This is a genomic window from Paenibacillus sp. 276b (genome assembly GCF_900107875.1).
In the GTDB taxonomy this organism is placed as follows: domain Bacteria; phylum Bacillota; class Bacilli; order Paenibacillales; family Paenibacillaceae; genus Paenibacillus; species Paenibacillus marchantiae.
The window spans coordinates 188,802-214,545 of the sequence record NZ_FNRR01000005.1; the positions used below are offsets into that span (position 1 = coordinate 188,802).

At 48.0% G+C, this 25,744-nt stretch carries 22 protein-coding genes; 13 read left to right on the top strand and 9 right to left on the bottom strand.

Features of this window, described 5'->3' with window-relative positions:
- Positions 1-428: 428 nt before the first annotated feature.
- From BLV50_RS23070 to BLV50_RS23085, 4 genes are all read right to left on the bottom strand, one after another.
- The gene (locus BLV50_RS23070; protein WP_090810229.1) at positions 429-2,081 is read right to left on the bottom strand and encodes a methyl-accepting chemotaxis protein; all 1,653 of its coding nucleotides are present in this window, start codon (positions 2,079-2,081) and stop codon (positions 429-431) included.
- A 27-nt stretch (positions 2,082-2,108) separates the two neighbouring features.
- Positions 2,109-3,116 (bottom strand): BMP family lipoprotein, encoded by a 1,008-nt coding sequence (locus tag BLV50_RS23075; RefSeq protein WP_256338028.1) that lies wholly within the window; start codon positions 3,114-3,116, stop codon positions 2,109-2,111.
- 423 nt (positions 3,117-3,539) lie between these two features.
- Positions 3,540-5,150: a gamma-glutamyltransferase family protein gene (locus BLV50_RS23080; RefSeq protein ID WP_090810231.1), complete on the bottom strand. Its 1,611-nt coding sequence runs from the start codon at positions 5,148-5,150 to the stop codon at positions 3,540-3,542.
- Between the two features lie 203 nt (positions 5,151-5,353).
- A complete protein-coding gene (locus tag BLV50_RS23085; RefSeq protein WP_090810233.1) occupies positions 5,354-6,253 on the bottom strand; it encodes a glucose 1-dehydrogenase in 900 nt (299 codons plus the stop codon).
- Positions 6,254-6,421: 168 nt separating this feature from the next.
- Here BLV50_RS23085 and fosB point away from each other — a divergent pair, with 168 nt between their 5' ends.
- Both fosB and BLV50_RS23095 read left to right on the top strand, forming a co-directional pair.
- Complete coding sequence (gene fosB, locus BLV50_RS23090; RefSeq protein WP_072734912.1) at positions 6,422-6,841, top strand: metallothiol transferase FosB; 420 nt, start codon at positions 6,422-6,424, stop codon at positions 6,839-6,841.
- A gap of 130 nt (positions 6,842-6,971) precedes the next feature.
- The gene (locus BLV50_RS23095) at positions 6,972-8,783 is read left to right on the top strand and encodes a S9 family peptidase (RefSeq protein WP_090810235.1); all 1,812 of its coding nucleotides are present in this window, start codon (positions 6,972-6,974) and stop codon (positions 8,781-8,783) included.
- Between the two features lie 94 nt (positions 8,784-8,877).
- On the opposite strand, the gene BLV50_RS23100 is transcribed toward BLV50_RS23095, so the two are convergent.
- The 4 genes from BLV50_RS23100 to BLV50_RS23115 all read right to left on the bottom strand — a co-directional run bounded on the left by BLV50_RS23100 (position 8,878) and on the right by BLV50_RS23115 (position 14,827).
- Positions 8,878-9,915 carry a phosphotransferase family protein gene (locus BLV50_RS23100; protein ID WP_090810237.1) on the bottom strand — a complete coding sequence of 346 codons (1,038 nt, stop codon included), beginning with the start codon at positions 9,913-9,915 and terminating at the stop codon, positions 8,878-8,880.
- A gap of 17 nt (positions 9,916-9,932) precedes the next feature.
- Positions 9,933-10,907, bottom strand: coding sequence for an SMI1/KNR4 family protein (locus BLV50_RS23105; protein WP_090810239.1), 975 nt, complete (start codon positions 10,905-10,907; stop codon positions 9,933-9,935).
- Positions 10,908-11,113: 206 nt separating this feature from the next.
- On the bottom strand, positions 11,114-12,145 hold the full coding sequence (locus BLV50_RS23110; RefSeq protein ID WP_024632189.1) for a ribonucleotide-diphosphate reductase subunit beta: 1,032 nt from the start codon (positions 12,143-12,145) through the stop codon (positions 11,114-11,116).
- A 348-nt stretch (positions 12,146-12,493) separates the two neighbouring features.
- Positions 12,494-14,827, bottom strand: a complete 2,334-nt coding sequence (locus BLV50_RS23115; RefSeq protein WP_063568260.1) for a ribonucleoside-diphosphate reductase subunit alpha — start codon at positions 14,825-14,827, stop codon at positions 12,494-12,496.
- 760 nt (positions 14,828-15,587) lie between these two features.
- On the opposite strand from BLV50_RS23115, the gene BLV50_RS23120 reads away from it, so the two are divergent.
- The 7 genes from BLV50_RS23120 (at position 15,588) to BLV50_RS23140 (ending at position 20,770) form a co-directional block, all read left to right on the top strand.
- A complete protein-coding gene (locus BLV50_RS23120) occupies positions 15,588-15,914 on the top strand; it encodes an MTH1187 family thiamine-binding protein (protein WP_090810241.1) in 327 nt (108 codons plus the stop codon).
- A gap of 210 nt (positions 15,915-16,124) precedes the next feature.
- Positions 16,125-16,229 carry a hypothetical protein gene (locus BLV50_RS33150; protein WP_017690880.1) on the top strand — a complete coding sequence of 35 codons (105 nt, stop codon included), beginning with the start codon at positions 16,125-16,127 and terminating at the stop codon, positions 16,227-16,229.
- 42 nt (positions 16,230-16,271) lie between these two features.
- On the top strand, positions 16,272-16,379 hold the full coding sequence (locus BLV50_RS33155; protein ID WP_197521564.1) for a sporulation protein YjcZ: 108 nt from the start codon (positions 16,272-16,274) through the stop codon (positions 16,377-16,379).
- A 166-nt stretch (positions 16,380-16,545) separates the two neighbouring features.
- Entirely contained in the window at positions 16,546-16,851 is a 306-nt protein-coding gene (locus tag BLV50_RS33585; RefSeq protein WP_063568262.1) for a hypothetical protein, read from the top strand.
- Positions 16,852-17,429: 578 nt separating this feature from the next.
- Positions 17,430-18,026 carry an RNA polymerase sigma factor gene (locus tag BLV50_RS23130; protein WP_064642567.1) on the top strand — a complete coding sequence of 199 codons (597 nt, stop codon included), beginning with the start codon at positions 17,430-17,432 and terminating at the stop codon, positions 18,024-18,026.
- On the top strand, positions 18,023-19,003 hold the full coding sequence (locus BLV50_RS23135; protein WP_090810243.1) for an anti-sigma factor domain-containing protein: 981 nt from the start codon (positions 18,023-18,025) through the stop codon (positions 19,001-19,003). Before BLV50_RS23130 ends, BLV50_RS23135 begins: the two co-directional genes overlap by 4 nt.
- Before the next feature lie 276 nt (positions 19,004-19,279).
- Complete coding sequence (locus BLV50_RS23140; RefSeq protein WP_371129275.1) at positions 19,280-20,770, top strand: HD-GYP domain-containing protein; 1,491 nt, start codon at positions 19,280-19,282, stop codon at positions 20,768-20,770.
- Here BLV50_RS23140 and BLV50_RS23145 read toward each other — a convergent pair.
- Complete coding sequence (locus BLV50_RS23145; protein WP_079695791.1) at positions 20,763-21,416, bottom strand: phosphatase PAP2 family protein; 654 nt, start codon at positions 21,414-21,416, stop codon at positions 20,763-20,765. The genes BLV50_RS23140 and BLV50_RS23145 overlap by 8 nt on opposite strands.
- 232 nt (positions 21,417-21,648) lie before the next feature.
- Between BLV50_RS23145 and BLV50_RS23150 the strand changes: the two genes are divergently transcribed.
- From BLV50_RS23150 to BLV50_RS23165, 4 genes are all read left to right on the top strand, one after another.
- On the top strand, positions 21,649-23,064 hold the full coding sequence (locus BLV50_RS23150) for a sensor histidine kinase (RefSeq protein ID WP_064642562.1): 1,416 nt from the start codon (positions 21,649-21,651) through the stop codon (positions 23,062-23,064).
- 208 nt (positions 23,065-23,272) lie between these two features.
- Positions 23,273-24,430, top strand: a complete 1,158-nt coding sequence (locus BLV50_RS23155) for an MFS transporter (protein WP_244552209.1) — start codon at positions 23,273-23,275, stop codon at positions 24,428-24,430.
- 20 nt (positions 24,431-24,450) lie between these two features.
- Positions 24,451-25,131, top strand: coding sequence for an oxidoreductase (locus tag BLV50_RS23160; protein ID WP_256338029.1), 681 nt, complete (start codon positions 24,451-24,453; stop codon positions 25,129-25,131).
- Positions 25,132-25,279: 148 nt separating this feature from the next.
- A complete protein-coding gene (locus tag BLV50_RS23165) occupies positions 25,280-25,654 on the top strand; it encodes a RidA family protein (protein ID WP_063567999.1) in 375 nt (124 codons plus the stop codon).
- Positions 25,655-25,744: the final 90 nt, after the last annotated feature.

Below are 25,744 nucleotides of genomic sequence, written 5' to 3' on the forward strand. Positions count from 1 at the left end.
GCATTTACACCGCTTTGAGCTCGGGTGATAGGTGTGCTGCATGCCTTTGCACAAAGGACGAAGATATAAACCACTCATAACATTAAGAAAGGGATGTCCATAGTCATAAACATGACGAGGACATCCCTTTTTAGTGTATTGCCATTTTAACGAATCAAACACATGCTATTAGCTGCAATTTTCATAGTTTCGCCATTTAACAAATCCTAGCGAAGTTATTCCCTCAATTAGCACCTCATACCGCTGTATTTGTGGCCGGACTAACCGGAATAACGTGACTGAAGTTCGTTAATCTGTGCATTCGACCCAAATCCTCTAATTAAGGTGTGGTCGATTCGTTAGAATTGATTAGCGCTTCGACCCGAGAAAGGAAGTTCCTTTCAACCTTCGGTACAGACGCTTCTCTTCATTCTTTTATCATGGTTCAACTACAACCGGAACCGTAAAAGCTCCTGATGCATCTCTGCACTGATATCCCGCAGGGTTTTCACCTTAGTGCTTGCTTCGGCGAACGAACGTTGTTGCTCGGCCGTTGAAGCTGTAATTTCCTCACTGCTTGCGGCCGATTGTTCCGTAATGGCACTTATATTTTCAATCGCCTGCTGAACCTGTGCGCTAAGCTCACTGGACTGCTGCATGTCTTCCGTAAGCTGATTAATACTTGTGCTAATTCGCTCTACACTGTGACGAATTCCGGAGAAGGATTCGCCGGTTTTTCCGGTGGCCTGCTCCTGTTCTGCAAAGAGCTGAATGCTCTGTGTCACAGAGTTTTTCACTTTGCCCATAGCCGTTGTGATTTCGCCGACAGCCCCAAAGATATGCTGTACCGATTGCTCGGATTGCTCGGCCAGTTTCTTCACTTCCCCCGCAACGACAGCAAAGCCGCGTCCGGCTTCACCTGCACGTGCCGCTTCGATGGAGGCGTTCAGAGACAGAAGGGTTGTCTGCGTAGCGATGCTTGATACATAAGCAGTCATGGTTGCGATCCGGGAGGCACTCTCCTCCAATTCCTGGACAGTCTTTTCTACCTCGGACATGGCAATCCGGTTTACTTCAGCCAGTCGAAGCTGTTCCTGTACGGCAATGTGTCCCTCCTGCACGGAAGTCAAAACTTCGTTACCATAGATGGCCGATTGTGAAGTCGCCTGAAGATTGCTTTCAAACATATGCTGCATCTTGTCCACAACCATAACCGTGTCGCTTAGATCCTCAGCAATTTTCTGACTGCCAATCGATAGCTCTTCGGTAGTTCGGGATACCTGCTGCACAATGGCTTGCACAGTATCATTACCGCGGTCAATGTCCTGTGCCATCCCATCAACACGGTTTCCTGCCGCACCGATAGATTGAATGATACTGCGAATATTCCCCGTCATAAGGCGGAAGGAGCGGTTTAAGTCATCCAATTCATCTTTGCCTCGTGTCTCCGGAAGCTGCTGCGTCAGATCACCGTTCGCAATTTGTCCTGCTGCTTCCTTCAAGTTGCGTATGCGTCTCGCCAATTTTCGTGAAGTGTACATGTTGAACACCAGTACAGCGACAAGCAGGATGATGGCTCCGGCGAGAGCAATCTGCCAGGTCCGCTGAATGTCTTGTTCAAGATTTACTGTGTATTGGTCATATCGATCCCGGGTCACCTCATCCAGCATATAAATATCATTTTGTATGCCTTTGACCCGTGAGCTGAAACGTTTGGCGTCCGAACTGTTCATGGCTGTGATGGCTTCGGTGGCGCCCGTGTCCAGAGCTGTTAATTTGGTTTGGATCGATTGGATCAGGCGAAGCTGTTCATCCGTTTCCAGCAAGCCTTCTGTGAGCTGCTTTACCATGGTTTTACCTTCATTCAGCAAGCGTGCAACATTATCCTGATTTCCAGCTGTCATGGAGAACGAGTACACATCGAGCGCCTGCTCGGTCTGTATCTGGTTAGCGTTCAACTCCGTGACCTTCAGCATGGCAGGCACCAGATTTTGATTTTTGGCATTCATGCTCAGCAATTGAATAATGATATAGGCTACAAGCAAAAGGCATAACAGTAACGATACTACGGCATTCATTATCAGCTTTCCCTGCAATTTCATAAGCGTGCCTCCATATTAGCAATTGGTTTATTGATCTAGGGTAATTTTGGTTTTGCCGGAAGCGATCTGTGCTTTCAAATCTTCGAACGTTTGCTGTTGTTCGTCCGTGAGTGTGATGTTATGTAGGGCGGTTAAACCTACGCCGTTTTCTGCCAGACCATAGAACATTTCTTTTTCGGGAAATGAATGCTGGTTCTGAATGAACGTATTAATGGCGTTATGAAGAGAGACATCTACATTTTTGAGCATGGAAGTGAGTACTGCTTTTTCTGCTAAAAAGAACTGATCCTGGTCCACGCCAATGGCGTATTTACCTAATCTCTGAATCTCCGAAAGTGAGCCTATGCCGGTAAGTCCGGCAGCAACGTAAATGACATCAACACGCTGTTCCTGAATCATCTGCGCCGCGAGTTTTCCTCCAAGATCAGGATTGCCGAAATCCCCGGCGTACACGACATGGACTGTGGCATCCGGATTAGCCGCCTTTACACCTTGCTCAAAACCTTGCTGGAAATCGTGAAGCACCGGAATATCCATTCCACCCAAGAAGCCTACATGGTCTTCGGTTGTTGCAAAGCCAGCAATGATACCTGCAAGATAGCTGCCTTCTTCTGCTTTGAAGGACATGGAGGTCACATTGGGGAGATCGGAATGCCCGTCAATGATGAGAAAATGCTGATCGGGATACTTCTGAGCAACCTTCTCCAGATCGGTTTTTATCGTGTCGCTTAGACCAATAATCAGATCAACTTTATCCTTCGCAAATTGCTCAAAAGCTGCCTCGGATGTCAAATCCTTTCCCGGTTCCTTGTAATCAAAAACAATACTGTTCTCGTTTCTTGCCTGTACCAATCCCTCAAAAGATGCGTCACTGAAAGAATGATCACCCAAGCCGACATCCGTAAGAACGATTCCGACTTTAGTTCGCTGATCTGCGGGGGACACCTTATCGGATGCCGAACATGCTCCCAGCATCAGAACAACTAGAACCATCATCATGGTGAACCCGAATTTGATTTTCCATTGTGTTTTCATGTGCGTATGCCCTCTTTTCTATAAGATGGAGATGACGTGTGAGGTGAGCAATTCCTCTATATGTATATCGGACGAGAGCAGAGTCTCTATAATGGGTAAGGATGAAAATTTACGAAAACTCAATAAAATTCCAATGAAACCCATAAATTATACATAGAATTTACATCTGAAGAGGCATGAATTCTATACTGAACCTGTACTACGTCTTGCTGGTCAACGGGAAAAAGAAAGACAAAAAAAGGGTAAAGAAGAGACCGATTAGATCTCTTCTTTACCCTTTTTTTGAAACCAAACGAATGATGAATGACTACATATCATGAATCAAAAAATTCATATATATGAACGGTTTTCCCGGTTCCCGCAGCATATGCAATATTCCTGAGCGTTACGTTCCCGCTCTCATTCAGCTGCACTTGCAACGTATTACCACGCTGCTACCGAGCCATCTGCCCGGCTTTCCGTGCCGCCGCACAATACGCCGTTGTCCGGGTTGCGCCAGATGATCTGGCCGCGTCCAAACATCGACGGATCGAGGGCGACCTGTATATCATGCCCTTTGCGAGCAAGTGCCTGTGCAATATGTTGAGGGAATCCAGGCTCAACCAGAATCGTTTTGCCTTTGGTCCACTGCCAGCGCGGAGAATCGAGCGCAGCCTGTGGATTGAGGTGGAAGTCCACCGTATTCATAACGACCTGCACATGACCCTGGGGTTGCATGAAACCGCCCATGACCCCGAATGGTCCGACTGCTTCATCACCACGTGTGAGGAAGCCCGGAATGATTGTATGAAATGTCCGTTTGCCTGGCTCCAGTGCGTTGGCGTGATCGGGATCAAGCGAGAAATTATGTCCCCGGTTTTGCAGGGCAATGCCTGTGCCTGGCACAACCAGCCCGGAGCCGAAGCCCATATAATTGCTCTGAATGAAGGAAACCATGTTGCCCTCACCATCTGCCGTTGCAAGATACACCGTTCCACTTGCCCTTGGGTCGCCCGCTTCAGGCGGAAGTGCCATATCACCAATGAGCTTGCGCCGTTCATCTGCATACGCTTCGGATAATAATTCCTGCACCGTTACGCCCATCTTGCGTTCCTCGGTAATGTATTTCTCTCCATCGGCAAACGCCAGCTTCATGGCTTCCAGCTGCCTGTGGTATGCCAGAACGGATTCCTTTTCTTCAAAATCAAATCCCTTTAACAGATTGAGCGCCGCCAGAGCAATCAGCCCCTGACCATTTGGCGGGATCTCCCACACGTCATATCCGCGATAGGAGACCGAGATCGGATCAACCCATTCAGGTTGGAATGCAGCCAGATCTTCTTTGGTCAGGTAACCTCCGTGTTCTGCCATAAAAGAATGAATACGCTCCGCGAGTTCGCCTTCATAGAAGTCTCGCGCACCGCTCTCGCCAATCCGGCGCAGTGTTGCCGCATGATCCGGCGAGCGCCACATCTCGCCCACGGCTGGAACACGCCCGCCTGGGGCAAACGTCTCAAACCACGCACGGCCGGCTTCCGCATCGCCTTGGCGCGCATAGATGTCGGCTGCCCTTGCCCAATGGCGAGCCAGCCCCGGCGCAAGCGGGTAACCTTCTTCCGCGTAGCGGACAGCCGGTTCCAGCGTTTCCGCCAGCGTAAGCCGCCCGAATCGGCGGCTCAGCTCAGCCCAACCCGCCGGTGCGCCAGGCACCGTCACCGGGATGACCCCCAGCTTCGGCATCTCCGAATGGCCTGCCGCTTTGAGCGCCTCAATCGATATACTCTGAGGCGCAGGCCCACTGGCATTCAGGCCATGCAGTTTGCCCTCGGTCCAGACGAGGGCAAAGGCATCGCCCCCAATGCCATTGGACGTTGGCTCCAGCACGGTGAGTGCAGCAGCGGTGCCGATAGCGGCATCAATGGCGTTGCCGCCCTTTTTTAACACGTCCAGACCCGCTTGTGCAGCCAAAGGTTGTGAAGTGGCGACCATGCCTTTTTTGGCATAAACGGGCACACGATAAGACGGATACGGTTGGTAGAGTGGATCGTAGTTCATCAGGTTGTTCAGCTCCTTGTCGCAAGATGTCAGGTTCCGGCTCGCCGGATCAATTACTCCTAACCCTCTTCGGAACAGGTGGCATGATCTCCTGCTGCCAACGCGAAATCCAATCTGACATAGCCCGTGAATAGAGATGATACAGTTGTATTCATATCAGTGCCAATGTATTTTTTCCAAGATATGAGGTGTTCTCCAGATGACTAGGTCGTTACCATATCGCCGCCATTGACATGAATGCACTCACCAGTGACATAGGAGGAGTCGCGGGAAGCGAGATAGACGTAGGCAGCTGCTAGTTCATAAGGTTGGCCTGCCCGGCCCATCGGCGTCTCGGTTCCAAATACCTGCACGTCTTCAGCGGAGAAGCTGGATGGAATGAGTGGGGTCCAGATCGGTCCGGGCGCGACGCAGTTGACCCGAATGCCCTGAGCAGCGAGTGATTTGGCGAGTACCCGTGTCAGAGAGACCACAGCCCCTTTGCTGGATGAGTAATCGATCAGTTGCACTTCACCTTTATAGGCCGTAATGGAAGCCGTATTGATGATGGATGCTCCTTTGCACAGATGTGGGAGAGCCGCCTGAATCAGAAAAAAGTAGGCAAACACATTCGTCTGGAACGTATGGTACAGCTGTTCTTCCGTAATATCGACAATGCTTGGCTGTACGTACTGCACGCCATGATTGTTGACCAGGACGTCGATCTTTCCGAAGGTTTCCATGGTCGTTCGGATGACAGCCTCACAGTTTTTCTTTAACCGCAGATCAATCTCGATTAATAGACACCGTTGTCCCAGCTCTTCAATGCGTTCACGTGTCCTTTCGGCGTCGGTCCGTTCATATAGATAAGCGATGGTGATATCTGCACCTTCCTTGGCAAAAGCAATAGCTGCCGCTCTGCCGATTCCACTGTCACCACCGGTAATAATCGCAACCTTGCCTTCTAGCTTGCAGCTGCCAATATAAGCAGGATCTTCGCTGATCGGTTCAGGCACCATCAGGGTTTCCAGACCTGGCTGCTGGTCCTGATGCTGGGGTGGGAAAGCCAGCTTTTGTGGCTTGCACACCGTTTTCTCACCGTAAAAAGGATAGACAGGATTCATTCGGTTTACATCCCCCTCGCACGTTCGTTCATACGCCTAAACTATGCATTCGCCCAGAAGAAGGTGCGACAGGAGGAAGAAGGGCATTTGTTTTTGGGGTAAAATATACCATAATAAGGATGTAGCAATTGCAACAGTTCATTAAAATGTGGAGGTGTCAGGAGCCAAATGAATATTCAGGGGATTAATCATCTGTGCTTTTCCGTATCCAATCTGGAACGGTCCATTACCTTTTATGAGCAGGCTCTCGGTGCCCGTATTCAGGTGAAAGGCCGGAAGCTGGCATATTTCGAACTTGCCGGACTTTGGATCGCTTTGAATCAGGAAGACGTCATTCGCAACTATACGGAACGAACGTATACACATATTGCATTTACCGTAAAAGAAGAGGAATTTGACGAGTCTGTGCAGCAGCTGCGAGCAGCCGGGGCTGACATTCTTCCCGGAAGACCACGCGATCCGAAGGATGCATTATCCATTTATTTTACCGATCCCGATGGTCATTTGTTCGAGCTACATACCGGAAATATGAAGCAGAGACTTGACTATTACCGTGAGGATAAACCTCATATGACCTTTTATACGTAATCGAATGAGCTGAAATGGAAAAAAATATGACATATCTATTGTGCAAACAATGGATGTGCATATAATATGGACAAATATACCCTTAATTTACCACTGTTTGATACTTCGTTCATACTCAAGGAGGTTTGTCATGATTCAGTTTCCCAAACCGGATGTAGAACAGTATTTCCAGACGTATCGCATTTCCCATTTTGCCGTATCGGCCGACGAGAAACGTTTGTTTTTTGACAGCAATCTGAACGGCCAGCCCAATATCTGGGCGATGGATCTGCCGGGTGGCTACCCGTATCCTTTGACGTATTTGAATCAGAGCAGCCAGTTTATCAAACCAGACCCAGAAGGACGTCATATTCTCACGGCGTTTGATCGGGATGGGGATGAGAATTATCATCTGTATGCACTTCAACCGGAAGGCGGAGTCCCATTTCCTGTTGTTCCGGCAGAGCCCAATGATCGTTGTTATTTCTCCCATCTGTCCGAGGATGGACAGCGTCTTTATTATATGACAAGTAAGGATAACCCGAACTATCTCAACTCACGCCGGATGAACCTGGAAACGGGAGAGGATGAGCTCTTGCATCAAGGGGAAGAGGTCACAAGCAATCTGATTGCTGTGAGTTCGGATGAACAAGCCTATGTAATCTTGAATGTATACTCCAATACCTACCAGACAGCATATGTATACCGGAACGGTGAGTCAGAATCCATTATTCCGGTCTCCGAGCGACAGAGTCAGGTTTCGTATGTCCTATTTGCAGACAATAATCGGCTTCTGATGATTACAAATGATAACGAACCGTACACCTATGTGGCCGAATACCGGCTGGATACTCATGAGTTTCGTCCTCTGTGCAAAGTGGAGGGAGAAGACGTGGATATCATCCGCTGGCATAAGGATTCAGAGACGTTATACTTCTGGACGTTTACGGGTCCCGAGAATCGGATGTACGCGCTGGACAAAGGTTCCGAGCAGCCTCGGCGTGTGGCCATGCCACTGGACACCGTAGAACATGTGACGGTTACCAAGGCTGGCAACGTGTATATTTCGGGGCGTGGAGCTGTCCAGCCGCATAATATCTATCGGTTGATGACAGGTAGTGAGTCCTGGGAACCGTTGACTGCGAATCGGGTCACGGGGCTTAATCCGAGTGATCTCGTCTACCCGGATGTCATTCGATATAACTCCTACGACGGACTGGAGATCGAAGCGCTTTTTTTCAAAGCGAAGCCGGAACAGGCTAATGGTTACACGGTATTTTGGCCGCATGGCGGGCCACAGGCATCGGAAGCAAAATTCTTCCGTCCGATGTTCCAAATGATGCTGGCTCAGGGTTATCATATTTTTGCTCCGAACTTCCGGGGAAGCACTGGATATGGCGCCGAGTTTGGCAAAATGGTCGAGAGAGATTGGGGCGAGGGCCCAAGGTTAGACTGTGTTGCCGGTATAAACTGGCTGTTTGACGAGGGTATCTCATCACCGGATCGCCTGTTCGTGGTAGGGGGTAGTTACGGCGGGTATATGACCTTGCTGCTGGCAGGGCGTCACCCGGAATTATTCCGCGCTGCGGTTGATATTTTTGGGCCAAGTAACCTGTTCACATTCCTGGAATCTGTGCCGGAAGACTGGAAACCGATGATGGACAACTGGCTGGGTGATCCGGTCCGTGACCGCGAACGCTTAACGAAGGATTCACCGATTACGTATCTGGACCAGATGGTCAACCCGATGCTGGTCATTCAAGGGGCCAATGATCCAAGGGTCGTGAAGGCGGAATCGGATCAGATCGTGGCCGCGTTGCAGGGGAAAGGGGTAGACGTGGAATACATCGTTCTGGATGATGAAGGCCATGGCTTCTCCAGAAAAACGAATGAGATTCTCGTGTATCGGCGGATGCTGGAGTTTTTGCAGAAACATCAGGAAGTGCCGGTTGCACAACCGTAATTCATATATGCATATTACCGATTTAAATATATGATGGTTTGAGAAAACCGCCAGGAGTGAGTGCATCTCATCCTTCTGGCGGTTTTTTGTTGTGTTAATCCAGTAAAGCAATTACCGAATCCATGTACTGCTCCGCCCAATGTGCAAAAGGCATATCCGATGCCCAGGTTACTCGGCCTGTTGCTTTGCATTCACCCCATAACAAAATACGCTGATAGAGCAGATGCACCCTAAGACGGGTAGCAAAGTGCTGGTATCGCTCCGTATCTGCTGCGCAGACAACCTCCCGGTAACCGTGAAGGAATCGTTTGGCAAGTTCGGGTTGACCTTCTCGTACATACATGGCTGTCATTTTGGTTAAGTCAGCTGTTCCGTCTCCAAAATAGGCCGTTGTAAAATCAAACAGACCACTAATCTGCCAGTCCGAAGCAAGGCTATCACCATTCCTCTGAATCACAAAGTTCTCGACCTTAAAATCACCCATCACAAATCCGGGCACAGGCATGGAGTGAAATGCAGATTCAGCGTTTTTTAATTGCTCGTCCACCCACTGTGTATCTTCGTCTGTTATCACGGAGTACTTTGCAGCATCCTGCAGCCAGTGATGGATTGTCCCATACAGCCAGTCCAGATATTTGCCCGCAAAGGGAACGATCTGCTTTGCTACAGGATCATACTCTCCCGCATCAGGGACCTTCCAACGGTGCAGTTCTGCTAAGGAGTGGGCAAGCATCGAAGCGATCTTTTCCTGATCCTCCTGTGAAAGTGAAGCTTGTAATGACGGATCATGCAGGTGCATTCCAGGTAATAGGGGCATGATGGCATAGCTCCAGCCCAATATGTCGGTATCTTCATGCAATAAATATGGAGCAGGTACAGGAATGTTAGTGTGAGTTCTCAGCTGTTTTACAAAGAACTGCTCTTCCTGAAGTTGTCCTGCATATAACGGGTTGCCTTTCAGAATATATTCTCCCTCTGAAGAGCGAATAAAAAGTGTCTGACCCATCACACCCTCATCGGTTCGCTTATAATCTATAAGCGCTCCCAGATTGAAATCATGAAGCGCCTTTTGCAAGGATGCTTGCTCAATCTCACCAAGTTTATTGGAGCCAAAATAAATACGGGTTGTCATAAGCCCCTCCTGCGATCTCAGTCTTCATCCTCTTCGTCAGACAGATCAAACGTATCGGCATCAACCAATCCGCGAATAAAAGTTTCAAAATTAGGCGCCAGATATGTAATCTCATAATCGTCTTCCTGATCCACATGAACCACAGCAGGTTCGCCTTCAGGGCCACAGAATCGATAATCCAGCATCACTACATCGTGTCCGGCAGACGGACAATCACAGATCACAACACCAAGATCAGGGTATCCCCAATCTTCAATCATGAAACGGCTTCCAAATTCTCCGCCCAGTGTATTGGACTTGTCCCGTGCAATGCCCATAATCCCCGTAATGGCGATATGGTCTTCAGCCCATGAAGTAGCTTCTTTGGTTGGGAAAACAGTGTGTGCAGGGATTCCACCGTTCTGTGTGTTCATTAACTGGATATAGGAGGCAGGTAATTTGTAGCCTAGCTCCTGTTCAATGGTTTGGATCAACTCTTCGTCAAAAGGTGAAGATACATAACTTTCCAACGCATATTCACTCTGTTCCCAGAATGAAGCCGGATCGTAGGACCCGGAAGCGGCTCTGAGATTGTTCAGCCTGCCACTGTGCTCCAATTCCAACAATATCTCTTGATGTCGTTGTCGATCCTGTTGCATTTTTTCAGCTTTGGGCCTTGTCCATTCGAGAAATTCGATAGTCGATTCGTCATGGGGCAAGAGCTCGTTTGCCATCTCAAAAGCTTTGAGTGCCTGCTCGTACATGGCCATATGATAATAAGCGTAACCCAACCGGTACTGCCATAGTGGGTCGCTTGCTCCCTGCCCATGGATGAATAGTAACTGTTGGACAGCCTCACGGTAACGACCTTCATTGTTATACGCTCTGGAAAGTTGTCCAATCAGCTCATAATCCCGCTCCGATTCGGGAATTTGTTGAATACGTTTAATAATGAGACCGAACTGGTCCTGTTCATGCCATTTGTTTAGTTGTTCCAGCAGTTCTCTTTCCATCACTATGCCTCATTTCAATAGGGGAATGTGAACCTAATTCCATTATATCTTACAAGCTCGCAGGATGGATGGGTACAGTATCCTATCCAGTCGCATATAAAAAACACTCCCACAAGCAGAAAGCCATCAAGACATTTCAACAAGGGGAGTGTTGTGCATTTTTATTAAATTGCGTTCATTAAATTACGCTCACTGTATCAATCAACTTACAGATCGTCAAATCCGTTATCGTCGCCGACTTTGCCGTAGTTACGGGATTTGGCTTCGAAGAAGTCTGTTTTCGTAGCATTCAGTGCTTCGTCGGAGAAAGGTTTGATCCAAGGCATGCAGTTTACATCCACGCCTTCATATGCTTTTTCCATACCCATCAGGCGCAAACGTTTGTTGGCGATGTACTTGATGTAGTCTTCCAACTCGTTCAGGTCAATCCCGCGTACGTTGCTGAGAGTGTAGTGTGCCCAGTTGGTTTCGAGTTCAACGGCACGGTTGATCGTTTTGTACACATAGTCCATGTTCTCAGGTGTGTTCAGTTCAGGGAAGTCTACCAGCAGCTGTTTGTACACTTCAGCGAAGAAGTAGCAGTGTTGGTTCTCGTCGCGCTGAATATAAGAGATCATTTGGCTGGTTGCCATCATCTTCTGGTCACGGGCCAGGTTGTAGAAGAAGGCAAATGTACTATAGAAGAAGATACCTTCAAGTACCAGATCGGCTACCATGGCCTGGAAGAACGTCTGTGGAGACGGGTTATCCCGGAAGGTTTGGTAGATGTCGGCGATGAACCGGTTACGGTCAAGCAGCACCGGATCATGTTTCCAGTATTCAAAGATTTCCTTTTGTTCCCGATCGGACACGATGGAGGACAGAACGTAAGAGTACGATTGGTTGTGTACAACTTCCTGTTGTCCAATGATTGCCGAGATCGCTTCCAGTGAGGAATCCGTGAAATAACGTTTCACGTCACCTACAAACATCGTTTGCATGGAGTCCAATACAGCGAGCAGGGAGATGTTGACTTTAAATGTACGCTGTTCTTCCGGATCCAATTGGGCAAATTGGGAAGCATCCTTGGACATTGGAATTTCATCCGCGATCCAGTGGTTGAGCAGCAGTACTTTGTACAGTTTGTACATATGAGGCATACGAATATCGTTCCAGTTCAGAATGCCTGAGCATTCCCCTTCAATGATACGGGTAGACTGGTTAGGCGCTTCGGTATTGAAAATTTTCTGCAATTGCATAATCCGTTCACTCCTTGAATGAATTTACACTGTATAACTACGATGACAGAACAACCTTCCGATCGCTGTTATCCCCTGATTTTTTTGATTCCCTCTTTTATAAGGGGAAATCCGGTGATAAAGGCGAGCGCTCCGCTTCTTCAGCTTTGTTCTGTCCTCTTCGTTATCGTGTAATCATTAATTCTTTTATATATTAGGGTTGTATAATGTGGCATCTATATCAACATCTCATGATGTTGTGATCGTGTTTTGGGCAAAAAAGTACCAGGGCAACGCCATTTTGCATTCAAAACAGGATGCCCTGGTAGTCATCGTAGATCTAGTGAGCTTTCAGCATCACGATAAAACTTAGCTTGCGCAAGAATCGCATTCTTCAATAGTCAATGCCCGGCTGCGAACATAATAAGTTGATTTAATGCCGGCTCTCCAGGCGTGCAGATGCAGTTCCAGGAATTCCGTTGCTTTGATATCTGGACGAACATACAAGTTGAAACTTTGTCCCTGATCGACGTGGCGTTGACGGGCAGCGGCCATATTGATGGAAGCATGTTGATCCACCATGAACGCTGTTTTGTAATACCAGATCGTTTTTTCGGACAGGTCAGGTGCCGGGTTGGCAATCTTGTATGTCGTTTTCTCTTCATAGGACAACAGTTCGTAAAGCGGATCAATGCTGGCTGTTGAACCGGCAATGATGGACGTTGAACCATTTGGTGCAATAGCGAACAACCAAGCGTTACGTACACCGTTTTGTTGTACTTGGGCTTGCAGTTCTTTCCATTGTTCAGTTGTAACGAATTCGCCTACGCGCTCACCTGTCGTGTAATCCCGTTGGTCGAAGTATTTACCTGTTTGCCAATCGGAACCTTGGAACTTCGGATAATGTCCTTTTTCCTTGGACAGTTCCATGCTGGCTTTCACGAGCAGATAGTTAATTTTTTCGTACAGATTGTCGTTATATGTGACTGCTTCTTCTGATTCCCAACGAATGCCTTCAAGAGCAAGCAGGTGATGGAGTCCGAATGTTCCCAGACCAACCGCACGGTATTGACTGTTGGTGTATTGGGCTTGTAGCACTTCAATGTTGTTGATGTCGATAACGTTGTCCAGCATACGAACCTGAATCGGTACCAGACGCTCCAATACATCATGAGGTACAGCACGTGCCAAGTGAATGGAGTTCAGGTTGCAGACTACGAAATCGCCCGGTACTTTGGAAATCACGATGCGGGTTTGTCCATCTTTGGTTACGAGCTCTTCCTTTTCAACTACAGTTGCAGATTGGTTCTGCATGATTTCAGTACAAAGGTTGGAAGAGTACACCATGCCGTGTGCACTGTTTGGGTTCGAACGGTTAACGGTATCCCGGTAGAACATGTAAGGCGTACCGGTTTCGAGTTGGGATTTCATAACACGTTTCATGATGTCAATCGCCTGAACCGTAATCCGGGACAACAGCGGGTGGTTGACCGCTTCCTCATATTTCTCACGGAACGCGCCTTCGCCTACGGATTCATCATAGAAATCTTCCAGTCCGAGTGGACGACCGTTCTCATCTTTCCAGCCCATCACTTTTTTCGTTTCATGCGGGCAGAACAGGTTCCATTCGCCGCGGCTGGCTACTCGCTCCATGAACAGGTCAGGCAGGCAGATGCCGTGGAATACGTCATGCGCACGCATCCGCTCGTCACCATTGTTCAGCTTCAGATCGAGGAAGGCCAGAATGTCTTTGTGGAAAACGTCCAGATAAACAGCGATTGCACCTTTACGTGTTCCGAGTTGGTCTACGCTGACCGCAGTATTATTTAGTTGGCGAATCCAAGGGATTACGCCAGAACTTGTATTTTTGTGACCCCGGATGTCCGAACCGCGAGCTCTGACTTTACCGAGGTAAACGCCGATGCCGCCGCCCATTTTGCTGAGACGTGCTACATCTGTGTTGGAGTCAAAGATACCCTCAAGGGAATCATCCACGGTATCAATGAAACAGCTGGAGAGTTGTCCAGCCACTTTTTTACCCGCATTGGACATCGTAGGTGTAGCTGCCGTCATGTACATGTTGCTCATTGCCCAGTAAGCTTCCTTAACGAGATCCATACGTCTCTCAGCAGGCTCCTGATGCATCAGGTACATCGCGATAACCATGTAACGCTCTTGAGGCAATTCCATGACTTTTCCGTCAAAATCGTGTGCAAGGTAACGTTCTGCCAGTGTGAGCAAGCCAATATAGTCGAACAACAGATCGTTGCGGTAATCGATGCATTCAGCAAGTTCGTCGATCTGCTCTTTGGTGTAACATTCCAGCAGTTCTTCGCGGTAGATGCCTTTCTTCACAAGATCCACTAGAAGCGGGTGGAAAGCGCCGTACGGCTCTTCCGGGTAAGATTTGTATCTGCGGTTGGTTGCCGCTTTCTTGTAAAGGGAAGTAAGCAGGGAGCGTGCCGCTGCAAATTTCCAGTTAGGCTCTTCCTTCGTTACCAGTTCCAGAGCGCTCATCATAAAAGCGCTGCTGATCTCGTCTCCGGTAACTTCGTCACGACGGAGCTTGCTGTTTACCCCGCGTATCAGACGTTCCTTGTCCAGCATGTCCAGTCCTTCCAGAATACGATCTGCATATACCGAGATGCGCATATCATCAAAGGCAAGCTGGCGGTTGTTCGGCTTGGTCACAACTTGTGGCATGAATATTCCTCGCTTTCGCATGTTTAAGAGATAAATTGGAGAAATTCTTTATATAAAGAATTGAGTGTCTTCTTACGGTGAGATAAAGATATAAGCTGCATATTGCGGACTGAACGGCGGTGATTGCGAGTCTTGCCTCATCTTGCACATAGGAGCGCACGCAGAACATGGTCACATAAAAAGCATTCCCCTTGCCTCGCGGCTGAAAATGCCCATGGATGCCCTGAGTTCCTTACCGTCTTTGAAGAATCAAAAAAAGACAGAAAAGGTGCTTATGTAATCTTTTGTCTATAGCAGACACGCCTGTGAATTAGAGGATACCGGTGCAGTCCAAATAGCCCCGTTAACCTCCGAGTCAAGTCTGTTTCGAGAAAGCGATTTACACCTACAGGGACGTGCCTTTAGAGGTGATTTCATCCTGTTTTTCGCGAGATTTCAGAAGATGACTAATAGAAGTGGGGTGATTTAATTTTACTACATTTTGTTGCTGTCCTCTTACTGTAACCCAACATATAGTGTTTGTAAACAGGGTCAACACAGTAAAACGTAATTCCGAGTATACCATTTAAGCCAGGATTCCGCAAAGGAAAAGGACTGGAAGATTTGAAGATTTATCAAAAAAAATTTTTGATCAAATCAGATGACGTCATCACGTCAGTTTGAATTATAGCTCCTTCAACTGGTAGAATAAAAACAGGCAAAAATCGACTAAAAATGAGCGGCACCGGTATCTTTCGGGGCCCAAGGGAGGCGGAGCGAAATGGCAATAGCAGAAGTGACCGTAATTCCAATTGGCACCGGAACGACCAGCTTGAGCAGTTATGTGGCGGATATGCAGAAAGTATTGGAAAACCAGCGGGGCATTACATATCAGTTGACCTCCATGAGTACCATTATCGAAGGCCCGCTCAATGAAGTATTTACAGCAATTGCGGCTCTGCATGAAGCTCCGTTTCTATCGGGAGCTCAACGTGTCTCCACATCCGTCAAGATCGACGATCGTCGTGACAAACCGGATGCCTCCAGTGTACAGAAGCTGCAATCTGTTCAGGAGAAACTGGCATCCCGTCAGACACGTCCGAACTGACGGAAGTCAGCAGCATAAGGAAGATGGTCTTATACAATGTACTGCAAGTCTCTTTCTGGGGCTTGCAGTTTTTTTGCATTTCATGGGTTCAAAGAGAAAGAGAATATGGTTGCTTCGCAGGTAATGCCTGCCCAAATTTAATCAGAGCCCGATCTAGTGTGTGATTTTTGCATATAGTGAACTGTACCTCAAATAAAAGGAGGGTTTTGCATGAGTGGAGTTGTAGGTGGATACGGCGGCGCATGGACATCGACTGGTGCCATTTTGGTTCTCTTCATATTGTTGGTTATCATTTCCAAAGCATTCCTCATCTAATAGACCCTTAACACCTAAACCATTGGTAAAGGAGGAATCTCCATGAGCGAAGTACTTGGAGGCGCAGGATACGGCGGCTGGACATCAACTGGTGCCATCTTGGTTCTGTTCATTCTTCTCGTTATCATCACTAAATCTTTCTGGGTATAATATGTTGAACTCCGCCGGTTAACCGGTGGGGTTTTTTTTGGTTTGAGGACAAGCCTACAGGAATAGTGAAAACGCCTATTTTGTCAAAGTAGGGCCATAGCCCGGTCCAGAGGTAGGCATAATACATAGCTTAGGGGTGTAGGCAAATGTTAAGGAGGAATGAACAATGAGCGAAGTAAAACCGAATTCACCGAACGGACAGGGACACGTATACGGATACGTGGGAGGGTATGAGCACATGCATGGATACACAGGTCATGAAATGCATGGGTACGGATATGGTTGTGGAACTATGCCAGCGGGCTATGGCTACGGCTACGCTCATCATCCCAATCAGGCTCCAGTGCTTCATGGGTATCACCATGGTTGTGGAACTTCCTATGGACATAGCGGAGGAAGCTGGGGATCCATGGGTACGATTCTTGTACTGTTCATCCTGTTGGTCATCATCTCCAAAACGATGTTTATCTAGATCTTACAACAGCAACTGTATCAGGGGGTTGATCCATACAACTCCGATGAAAGGCGCCGAGATTGTATCGGCGCCTTTTAGCTGTCTGGACATTTTTTTCTTAAAAGTGGACATAGAAAAACACCCGGAACCCAATTCCGGGTGCTTTGTGTATGTTTTCAATCTTCTCAAGAATAAGTGACATCCAAAACAACAAAAGCCCTACCTCTCTTTTGTCCTTGCGGCTCCGATGACCGCGCCAGTGTGAATGGGAACATCTTGTGAAACTCTGTACTACCGGGTTAATGTGATTCAGGTTCTTCAATCTTCATAGGTTAATGTGCATGTTCGCTGCGGTCGCAGCATGAAGAAAATATTCCGGGGTTTAAAGAAGACAGAAAATCATATGAGGTTGTTTAAATACCAACTCTTAGAGTATACCACAGGCTGTAATTTTTTGCAATAAAAAGGAAGGTTGAAGCATTTTTTTGAAAACAATTGCGAAAACATTTCAAATTTTTTCTTCAATAAGGTAATCCTCTTCAAATGATTCTGCGTAGGGTTATAATAAGAGGGATGACACGGAAAGGGGCCCTCGCATGACTGAATCAATAGAGGACAGCAGGTTAATGCGGCAGATTGCGGAACGAGATGCTTCCGCACTGGAGCTTTTATATGACCGCTACGAGCGGGCGGTGTATTCTTTTGCTTATCGGATTGTTGGTGATCCAATGACAGCAGAAGAGACTGTCCAGGAGTTATTCCTGCGGGTTTGGAACAATGCTGAACGATATGAGGCCTCACAGGGGAAGCTGACCACGTGGATGTTCGCCATTACGCGCAACATTGCAGTGGACATGCTGAGGCGAAAATCCAAAAGCGCAGCTACGACCTCAGTGGAGAACGAAACACTGGCGGCATATGCCGATGAACATACAAATACAGAAGAAGAAATAGAGCGCAAATGGGAAGGTGTCCGAATCAAGGAGGCGCTGTCCCAGTTGAATGGTGACCAGCAACAGGTCATTGAATCGATCTATTATGCAGGCTTAACGCAACAGGAGGTATCCAGCAGATTCGGGATTCCGCTGGGTACGGTAAAGAGCCGTGTCAGGCTTGCGATGCGGCAGCTTCAGAAGCTGCTCGCCGATGCTGAATTGCATCCGGACGCGGGAAGGGAGGGCATACATCCATGATAGAACGACATGAGGAATGGTCTGATCTGGCACCGGTGTATGTGCTGGGAGGACTCGAAGCGGAGGAAGTGGCAGCATTTGAAGCACATTTGGCCCAATGTGAGTCTTGTCGCCAGGAGGTGAGGGAATTGCAGGAAGTAACAGGCTTCCTGCCACTCGCGGCGGAACCTGTTGCACCGCCGCCTGGCATGCGAGCACGTGTGCTGAGCAACGTGCTTGGACACGCGCAGGAGAGCGCCGGAACGAAGCCGGCGGCTGCTCCTGCGAAGCCTGAAGCACCCGCGGTGCTTCAGGCGGATCTTGCGCCGCAGCATGAAGCGGCGCAGCCCGGGCAAGGCTTGCCGCCGGAGACGGCGGTGCCTGCAGCCCGGGCAGAAGAAGCTGCACAGGCACAGCCATGGCAGCCTCAAGGGCGCGCGCGTGCGCGCAGCAGTCGCGCCTGGCGCATAGCAAGCGTAGCCCTCGCGGCAGCGGCGCTCGTGCTCGGCATCTACGCCGGGCAGCTGCAAGGCCAGGTCGATTCGCTGAAGCAGCAAGCTGCGGGCTCATCGACAGTGCAAGAGCAGCTTGCTCAGGCGCAGGCACAGAATGCGCAGCTGCAAGAGCAGCTTGCTTCATCCCTGCAACCTGCACAGGGAATGCAGACAGGCGAAGCCGTCAAGCTTAGTCCTGCGACACAGGACATTGTGGCCCAAGGACTGGCTACCATCGTTATTGACAGCAAAGGCACTCACCTGGTCGTACAGGCGGAGAACTTGCCTACTCTGGAAGGAAATGAGGCGTTCCAGGTTTGGCTGATCAAGGGCGATACACCTCAGAATGCGGGGACCTTCCTGAGCCATAATGGAACGGGAGCGGTATACTATACGTTAGACTCTGCCAACGACTACGACACGGTCGCGATCACACTTGAACCGGATGCGATGGGTGATGAGCCGCGTGGTACAATGATTCTCGCTGCCAAGATTAAAGGATAAGAAATGTCTTGCCATAACAGGCTGTTTCCTACGGGGAACAGTCTTTTTTGTATGGTTGTACGCGTACATATAAGTTAAATGAGCGATTCATAGTTAATTCTAGGATGGAGGTTTCCCGTCCGTGAAATGAATTAATTTTTTCAGTCCGAGCAACCGATAACAAATAGGAGGCTGTACCCTTAATTTCCCTCTGTCATCATCAATGGGGAGAACGGGTTTACACCTAGAGAGTGAGGGGTTAGGGTGGAAGTATACCGTTCATTTATCTTTCGTCTGATGCGAAATTATATTATCGGTTCAATGGGAGCTGTTTTTGTGGTAGGTACAGTCGTTATGGTGTCTACCTTACAAATACCAAACATTCAATTTGTACGACTTATTATCATTGTGCTGATATCACTATTGTTCATGCTTGTTGCAGAACTGATTACGTTATGGGCACAACTTGGCCCCATCCGGCAGTTTTTTGCCGCTGAGCATCATGAAAAGGCCGAATTGACAAAAATGTATGAGAGCATTCACCGTTTTCCGGGACAAACGATCTATCGTATTTTGGGTCCGCATATGCTTGGATTTTCCCTGCCTGCTGCCGGATTGACGATATGGATGATTTCTACAGGATGGCTGGAATTTCCGTATGGATATGTCGCAGTTGCAGCTGCGTGTGCCTTATTGATCGCCGTAATGCATGCCTTAATTGAATATTTTCTGACGGTTCGGACCGTGAGACCGCTGCTGCTGGAAGTTCGCCGCAGAGGCAAAGATCAGCATGGCATGGAGCCATCTCTCGGAGGACGTGTCCTGGTGTCCATTCAGCGTAAATTTCAGCTGAGTACGGCGCTGATCGGTTTATTTCCATTATTTCTGTTCTTCCTGGCTACATCAATCCGTCTTCAGTATATGGATAGCGAGTTTGCGAAAGAGTATATTCTGTGGGCAGTTCTTATCGTTGTGCTGGGCGGGGGCTTCGCCCTTGTGGGAAGCTGGCTGCTGATTCGGGATGTTCGCGGCCCGGTTGCAGAGCTAACGGAGGAGATGAACCGAATTCAAGAGGGAGACCTGGGCAGAAGAACCCCTGATCTGTACGCGGATGAATTTTCTGCGCTCATCTCCGGATTCAATATGATGATTAATCGGCTTGAGATGAGACAAGAACGTAATCGGCAGTTGCTGCAAAGTTATTTTTCCACCTTGGCGGCTGCATTGGACGCACGGGACAAATATACGGCAGGTCATTCCATGCGGGTGGCAGAGTACTCCATTATGATTGGCAAGCTGAGTGGCATGAATGAGGAACAAGCAGATCTATTATACAAATCAGCATTGTTGCATGATATTGGGAAAATCGGCATACCCGACGAAGTGTTATTGAAAGATGGGAAACTCACTGATGACGAATTCGCCATCATTCGCACACATCCCGTTCTTGGAGAGGGCATTTTGTTACAGATTGAACCGATTGATGCCATGGCAGATTTCCTGCCGGGTGTAAGGTCTCATCATGAAAGATATGATGGCAAAGGATATCCTGATGGCATAGCAGGCCAAGAGATTCCGCTGTTTGGCCGTATCATTGCCGTGGCTGATGCATTTGATGCCATGACGTCTGATCGTCCATATCGGAATGGGATGAGCCATGAGAAAGCGCTATCTATTTTGGAAGAAGGAAAAGGGACCCAGTGGGATCCCTATTTTGCAAGTTTGTTTATTGATGAGTGGAGGCGGCAACAGCATCTCCAGAAATCGTCGGAGCGAGGGGTCAGCTGATCCCCTCAGTCCACTTCGATTCTTTTCTGCGACGACGGAGCAGCGAGAGCCCAGTGATAATTGTAAAAACGCATTCGCCGAGTACGACCGCACCCAGGGCGTCATAGATTACATGTTGTTTAATCATTAAGGTGGACAATATAATCAGTGCTGCACCAGCAGCAACTAACACCTTAACATGTTTGCGAATACTCTGAACGGAGAGAACAGCACGCATAACCAGATAAGAATGAAGGGCATGAATACTTGGAAAACAATTATATGGACGGTCCTGGCCGTAGAGCCATCCAAGGAGAGATGCGCCTAGACCTGTACCTGTTAACTCGGGACGCGGCACCATAGTCTGAAAATTAAAATAGATCAGGTAACAGATCCAGACACAGATGTTCATGGATAACAGGACGCGATAATAAGTGAGCCGATCTTTGGCACATAAATAAGCCAAGACGCCGAAGACAAACGGATACCAACCCAGATAGGGTATGGACATGGAAGGTACATAAGGGATGATCCGGTCCAACGGGGAATTAAGAACAGAGAACCCGCGCTCCGGACTATTCAGAATATCATAGAACATCCCCATGACAGCCAAGGAAAGCATCAAGCTTAACGACAGCCAGTAGGATTTGCTTTTTAATACGTGCACAACACCGTTTCTCCTTTCATCCAGGTTCGCAAGGAACTGGATCACAGCAAATAAAATCGAACAACAATATATTCTACTACGTTCAGCGCACAAATTGAATCCTGATTTGTGTATTTTTGTGCATTTTTTTGACGACGAAGGAATGTCGAAGGTTGAATGGGCATGATATGATAGAGATGTATACGGACTAAAGGTTTTCTGTCAATGAATACACGACAACAGGAGTGAGTGAATGCAATTTTCAAAAATGTTCGTATTAAACATGGGGATGCTCATTACCATTGCTTACCTTGCTAGTGTGTTCTATAAATACGTCGTAATACGAGCTTCATCACGAGTAAAACAGATATGTTCGTTGTTTGTACTTATTTTTGCAGGCTGGATCAGCACGGTATTTGGATTTCAGCTTAATGATGAAGTTGTCTTCGATCTTCGTTTTGTTCCTTTAATTGTTGCCGTTTTGACGTATAGACAACCCTATAGCGTGATTATCGTGGGTGTTGGGATTGGACTGACCCGGTTAACTTTCGGTATCAATGATGCTACGGTGGCTGCACTGATCAACATGTCAATCTTGGGTGTGCTGTGTGCAGGGTTGAATATATGGATGAGACGCAGTGACTACAGGCTAATTGTTAAAGGTGTCATCGTCATATTGATTGTAAATGTGGTCAATAGTGTGAACATAGCTATCGTCGGCGTTATCCCGGCTACGTATTTTTTCTCACATATTATGCCGTATACCCTTCCTGTTGGTATTTTACTTAGTCTTATTTTTGCTTTTATTTTACGAGATTTCCAGAATGAACAGAATCGGATTTTGCTCATCCAGAGCACCAATCGTTTATTGTCTGTGCAAAAGGAAGAATTGCAGAAAGCTCAGATCGTGCTGGAAGACCGTGCCAAGCAGTTGATGATTACTTCGCAGTACAAATCGGAATTTTTGGCGAATATGTCGCATGAACTGCGAACACCGTTGAACAGTGTCATTAACTTTGCCCAGATGATCAGCGAGAACGGTGATACGCTGGAGCAGGAGGATGTCGTACGTTTTGCCACAATGATTGAGCATTCTGGTCAGGAGTTGCTAACGTTAATCAATGACATTCTCGATCTGTCCAAAGTGGAAGCGGGCAGACTGGATATCGTCTTGGAGGATATCAGTGTTGCCCAACTGACGGAAGATGCCATGAATCACTTCCAGTTGGTTGCCGAGAAAAAGGGAGTCCAGCTGCAACTGGACAAGAAGCCAGGACTACCAGAGACCCTCTGGTCTGATCCCCAACGAGTCCAGCAGATTTTGCGTAATCTTATGTCCAACGCCATCAAGTTTACGCATCAGGGGAAGGTCACACTGACCGTGAGTACCAAGCAAATGAAGAAGTCAGGCATTCTAAGTCAATGGATTGTTTTCTCGGTACAAGATACGGGAATTGGCATTGCTGAAGACAAACATCAATCCATTTTTGAAGCATTTCAACAGGCTGACGGGTCTATTAGCCGCAAATTTGGGGGAACAGGACTTGGCCTGTCAATCAGTCGGGATTTGGCAAGATTACTGGACGGATCGATCGAACTTAAAAGCGCTGAGGGCAAGGGAAGTACCTTCTATCTCTATCTCCCGTTGAACCGTGAAAAAATGAGTTGACAACCATCACGCTGTGAGTAGAATTTGGGGTGACAACTAGCATCGACCGGCTCTTGAAACCCGGTCTAAGGAGTGTATCCCCATACAGAAGACGGTCAACGTTAACCCTCCTCCGTTTGCAGGCAAACCACGGCGCAAGGGTTCGACACAACGCACGAATTTATCCATTGCAACATGGGAGGGTGTACCGGCAATTATTTTGCAGACGTTGCTGGGAGGCCCATTTTTAACCGGATTTCTGCTGTACCTTGGGGCCGGGTCAAGACATATTGGCTTTGTGCTCGCCATTACGACGTTTGTCAATATCGCCCAGATTGGAGCGGCTTACTGGATGCAGCGCATTCGCAGCCGCAAACGCATGCTTATATTGTTTGTAGGGGTGCATCGCATCCTGTGGAGTTCGACGGGCCTCATCCCGTTCCTGTTTCCCAAGGAGTGGTGGGTAGGCATTTATATTGGTGTGTATACGGTTGCATTTATAGCCAATACGATTGGCGGTATGATCTGGACCTCATTGATTGGAGATATCGTTCCTGCCAAGGTGAGAGGGCGTTATTTCGGAATTCGAAACACGATTCTGAACGCACTTGGAAGCGTATGCTTATTTGCTGGAGGCATCGTTTTGGACCGTTTCCCCGGGGAAATGGGTTTCTTAATCCTGTTCATTCCGGTGTGGATTTGCGCCATAGCCAATACAGTTATTTATTGCTTTTATCCAGATGTGCCGTTTGAACGTTCAACTGAAAAGGTTTTTTGGGGCATGTTCAAGAAGCCGTTTCAGGATCCTTCCTTTTTGAGGGCTGCAATGTTCCTCGCGGCCTGGTTACTGATCCAGACGTTGATCGTTCCGCTATTTTCCTACGTGATGCTTGACCTGCTTAACATTAATTATCAGACGGTATCTATAATCACCGTGGTGCAGACGCTCGTTATGATGGCCGGATTCTATATCTGGGGCAATCTGAACGCAAGATTCAGCAATAAAACCTTATTATTTTGGACATTACCGATCATCGCACTCTCCTGTCTGTCATGGGGATTGATGTCGTTTATGCCTGTTTTGATAGCGCTTTTTTTATCTCATATTTTTCTCGGTATTGGTGTGGGTGGATTCAACCAGCTTGCTTTCAACTTCACAATCGGAGATACACCCAAAAGCGAAAGACCGATGTTTGTCGCCGTGTATTCGGCTATGACCGGAGTGACCTCGTTTCTTGGACCGCTGATTGGTGGCTGGTTGTATGAGAGAATGGAAACCTGGCCGGACGCGATGAATTGGGTTTCCACCTATGGCTTCCAAGTGGGTGTTGGTGCAGCGATGCTGGTTCTTACGTTTACGCTTGGACGTCGTGTGCTTCTGAAATAGAGATATGTGGAGGGATGTACTTGGAAAATCACGAACGGCAAGCTCTTGTGATTGGAGCCACCGGGCTTGTGGGTGGACTACTGGTACGCAGCTTGCTTCAGAATCCGGCTTATGGCCGGATTCGTGTATTGGTCAGACGACCGCTTGAAATGGAACATCCAAAGCTGGAGCAGCATGTCGTGGATTGGGAACAACTTGAAGAGCAGAAAGATCTATTTCGCGATGTTGATGACTTGTACTGTTGCTTGGGTACAACGATTAAAAAAGCCGGCAGTCAGGAAAACTTCCGCCAAGTGGATTTTCACTACCCCGTAAAAGCCGCCAAACTGGCCAAGGAACATGGTGTATCCCAGATGCTCGTCATCTCTTCCATGGGAGCCGATGCCGGTTCTCGTGTGTTTTATAGTCGGACCAAGGGAGAGATGGAAGAGGCATTAACGGATATCGGTTTCCGTTCACTGCACATATTCCGTCCGTCGTTAATTCTTGGAGATCGCAAAGAAAAACGGTTGGGTGAGCAGTTGGCAGCTCATGCCATGACGTTTCTGGATCGCTGGATGAAAGGCAGAGTGGATAAATATCGGGCAATCCAGGCTTCAACCATAGCTCGCGCCATGATGAACATTGCGCTTGTTCAAACCAATGGAAACCACGTGTATTCCAATGATGTTATTCATGTGCTTGGTTTGGATGAGTCCTGAGATATTCATGGTTATCCGATATTGGAATGAGAGCTAAGGGTAGACGTTTCTTGCCTGGGTGGGATCGTGGTATAATAAGCTTCAAAAATGAGTTCGAGGCTTGTCTCCTCGCGGTGGCAGGACAGCGAACATGAAGGAGAACTCATCCATGAAAAAACCAATCTCTACCGATCAGGCGCCAGGTGCCATTGGTCCATACAGCCAGGCTGTTGAAGCAGGCGGTTTCATCTATACTTCCGGTCAGCTTGGCCTGAACCCGCAAACAGGAGAATTCGGAGCCGATGTACAGGAGCAGACTCGTTTGTCCCTGAGCAACGTGAAGGCCATTCTTGAAGCAGCAGGCACAAGTATGGATAAAGTTGTGAAAACGACTGTTTTCCTGAAAGACATGAATGATTTTGTTCCGGTAAACGAAGTGTACAGCACGTTCTTCGAACAGCCTTATCCGGCACGCAGCGCAGTTGAAGTTGCTCGTCTGCCGAAGGATGCTCTTGTGGAGATTGAGGTCATTGCCCTCAAATAGGGGAGACTGATATTTGCCAAGCAAGGAAAGTTACATAAAAAGCCGATTTCTGGTCAGATGACCGAAATCGGCTTTTTGAATTTATATGAA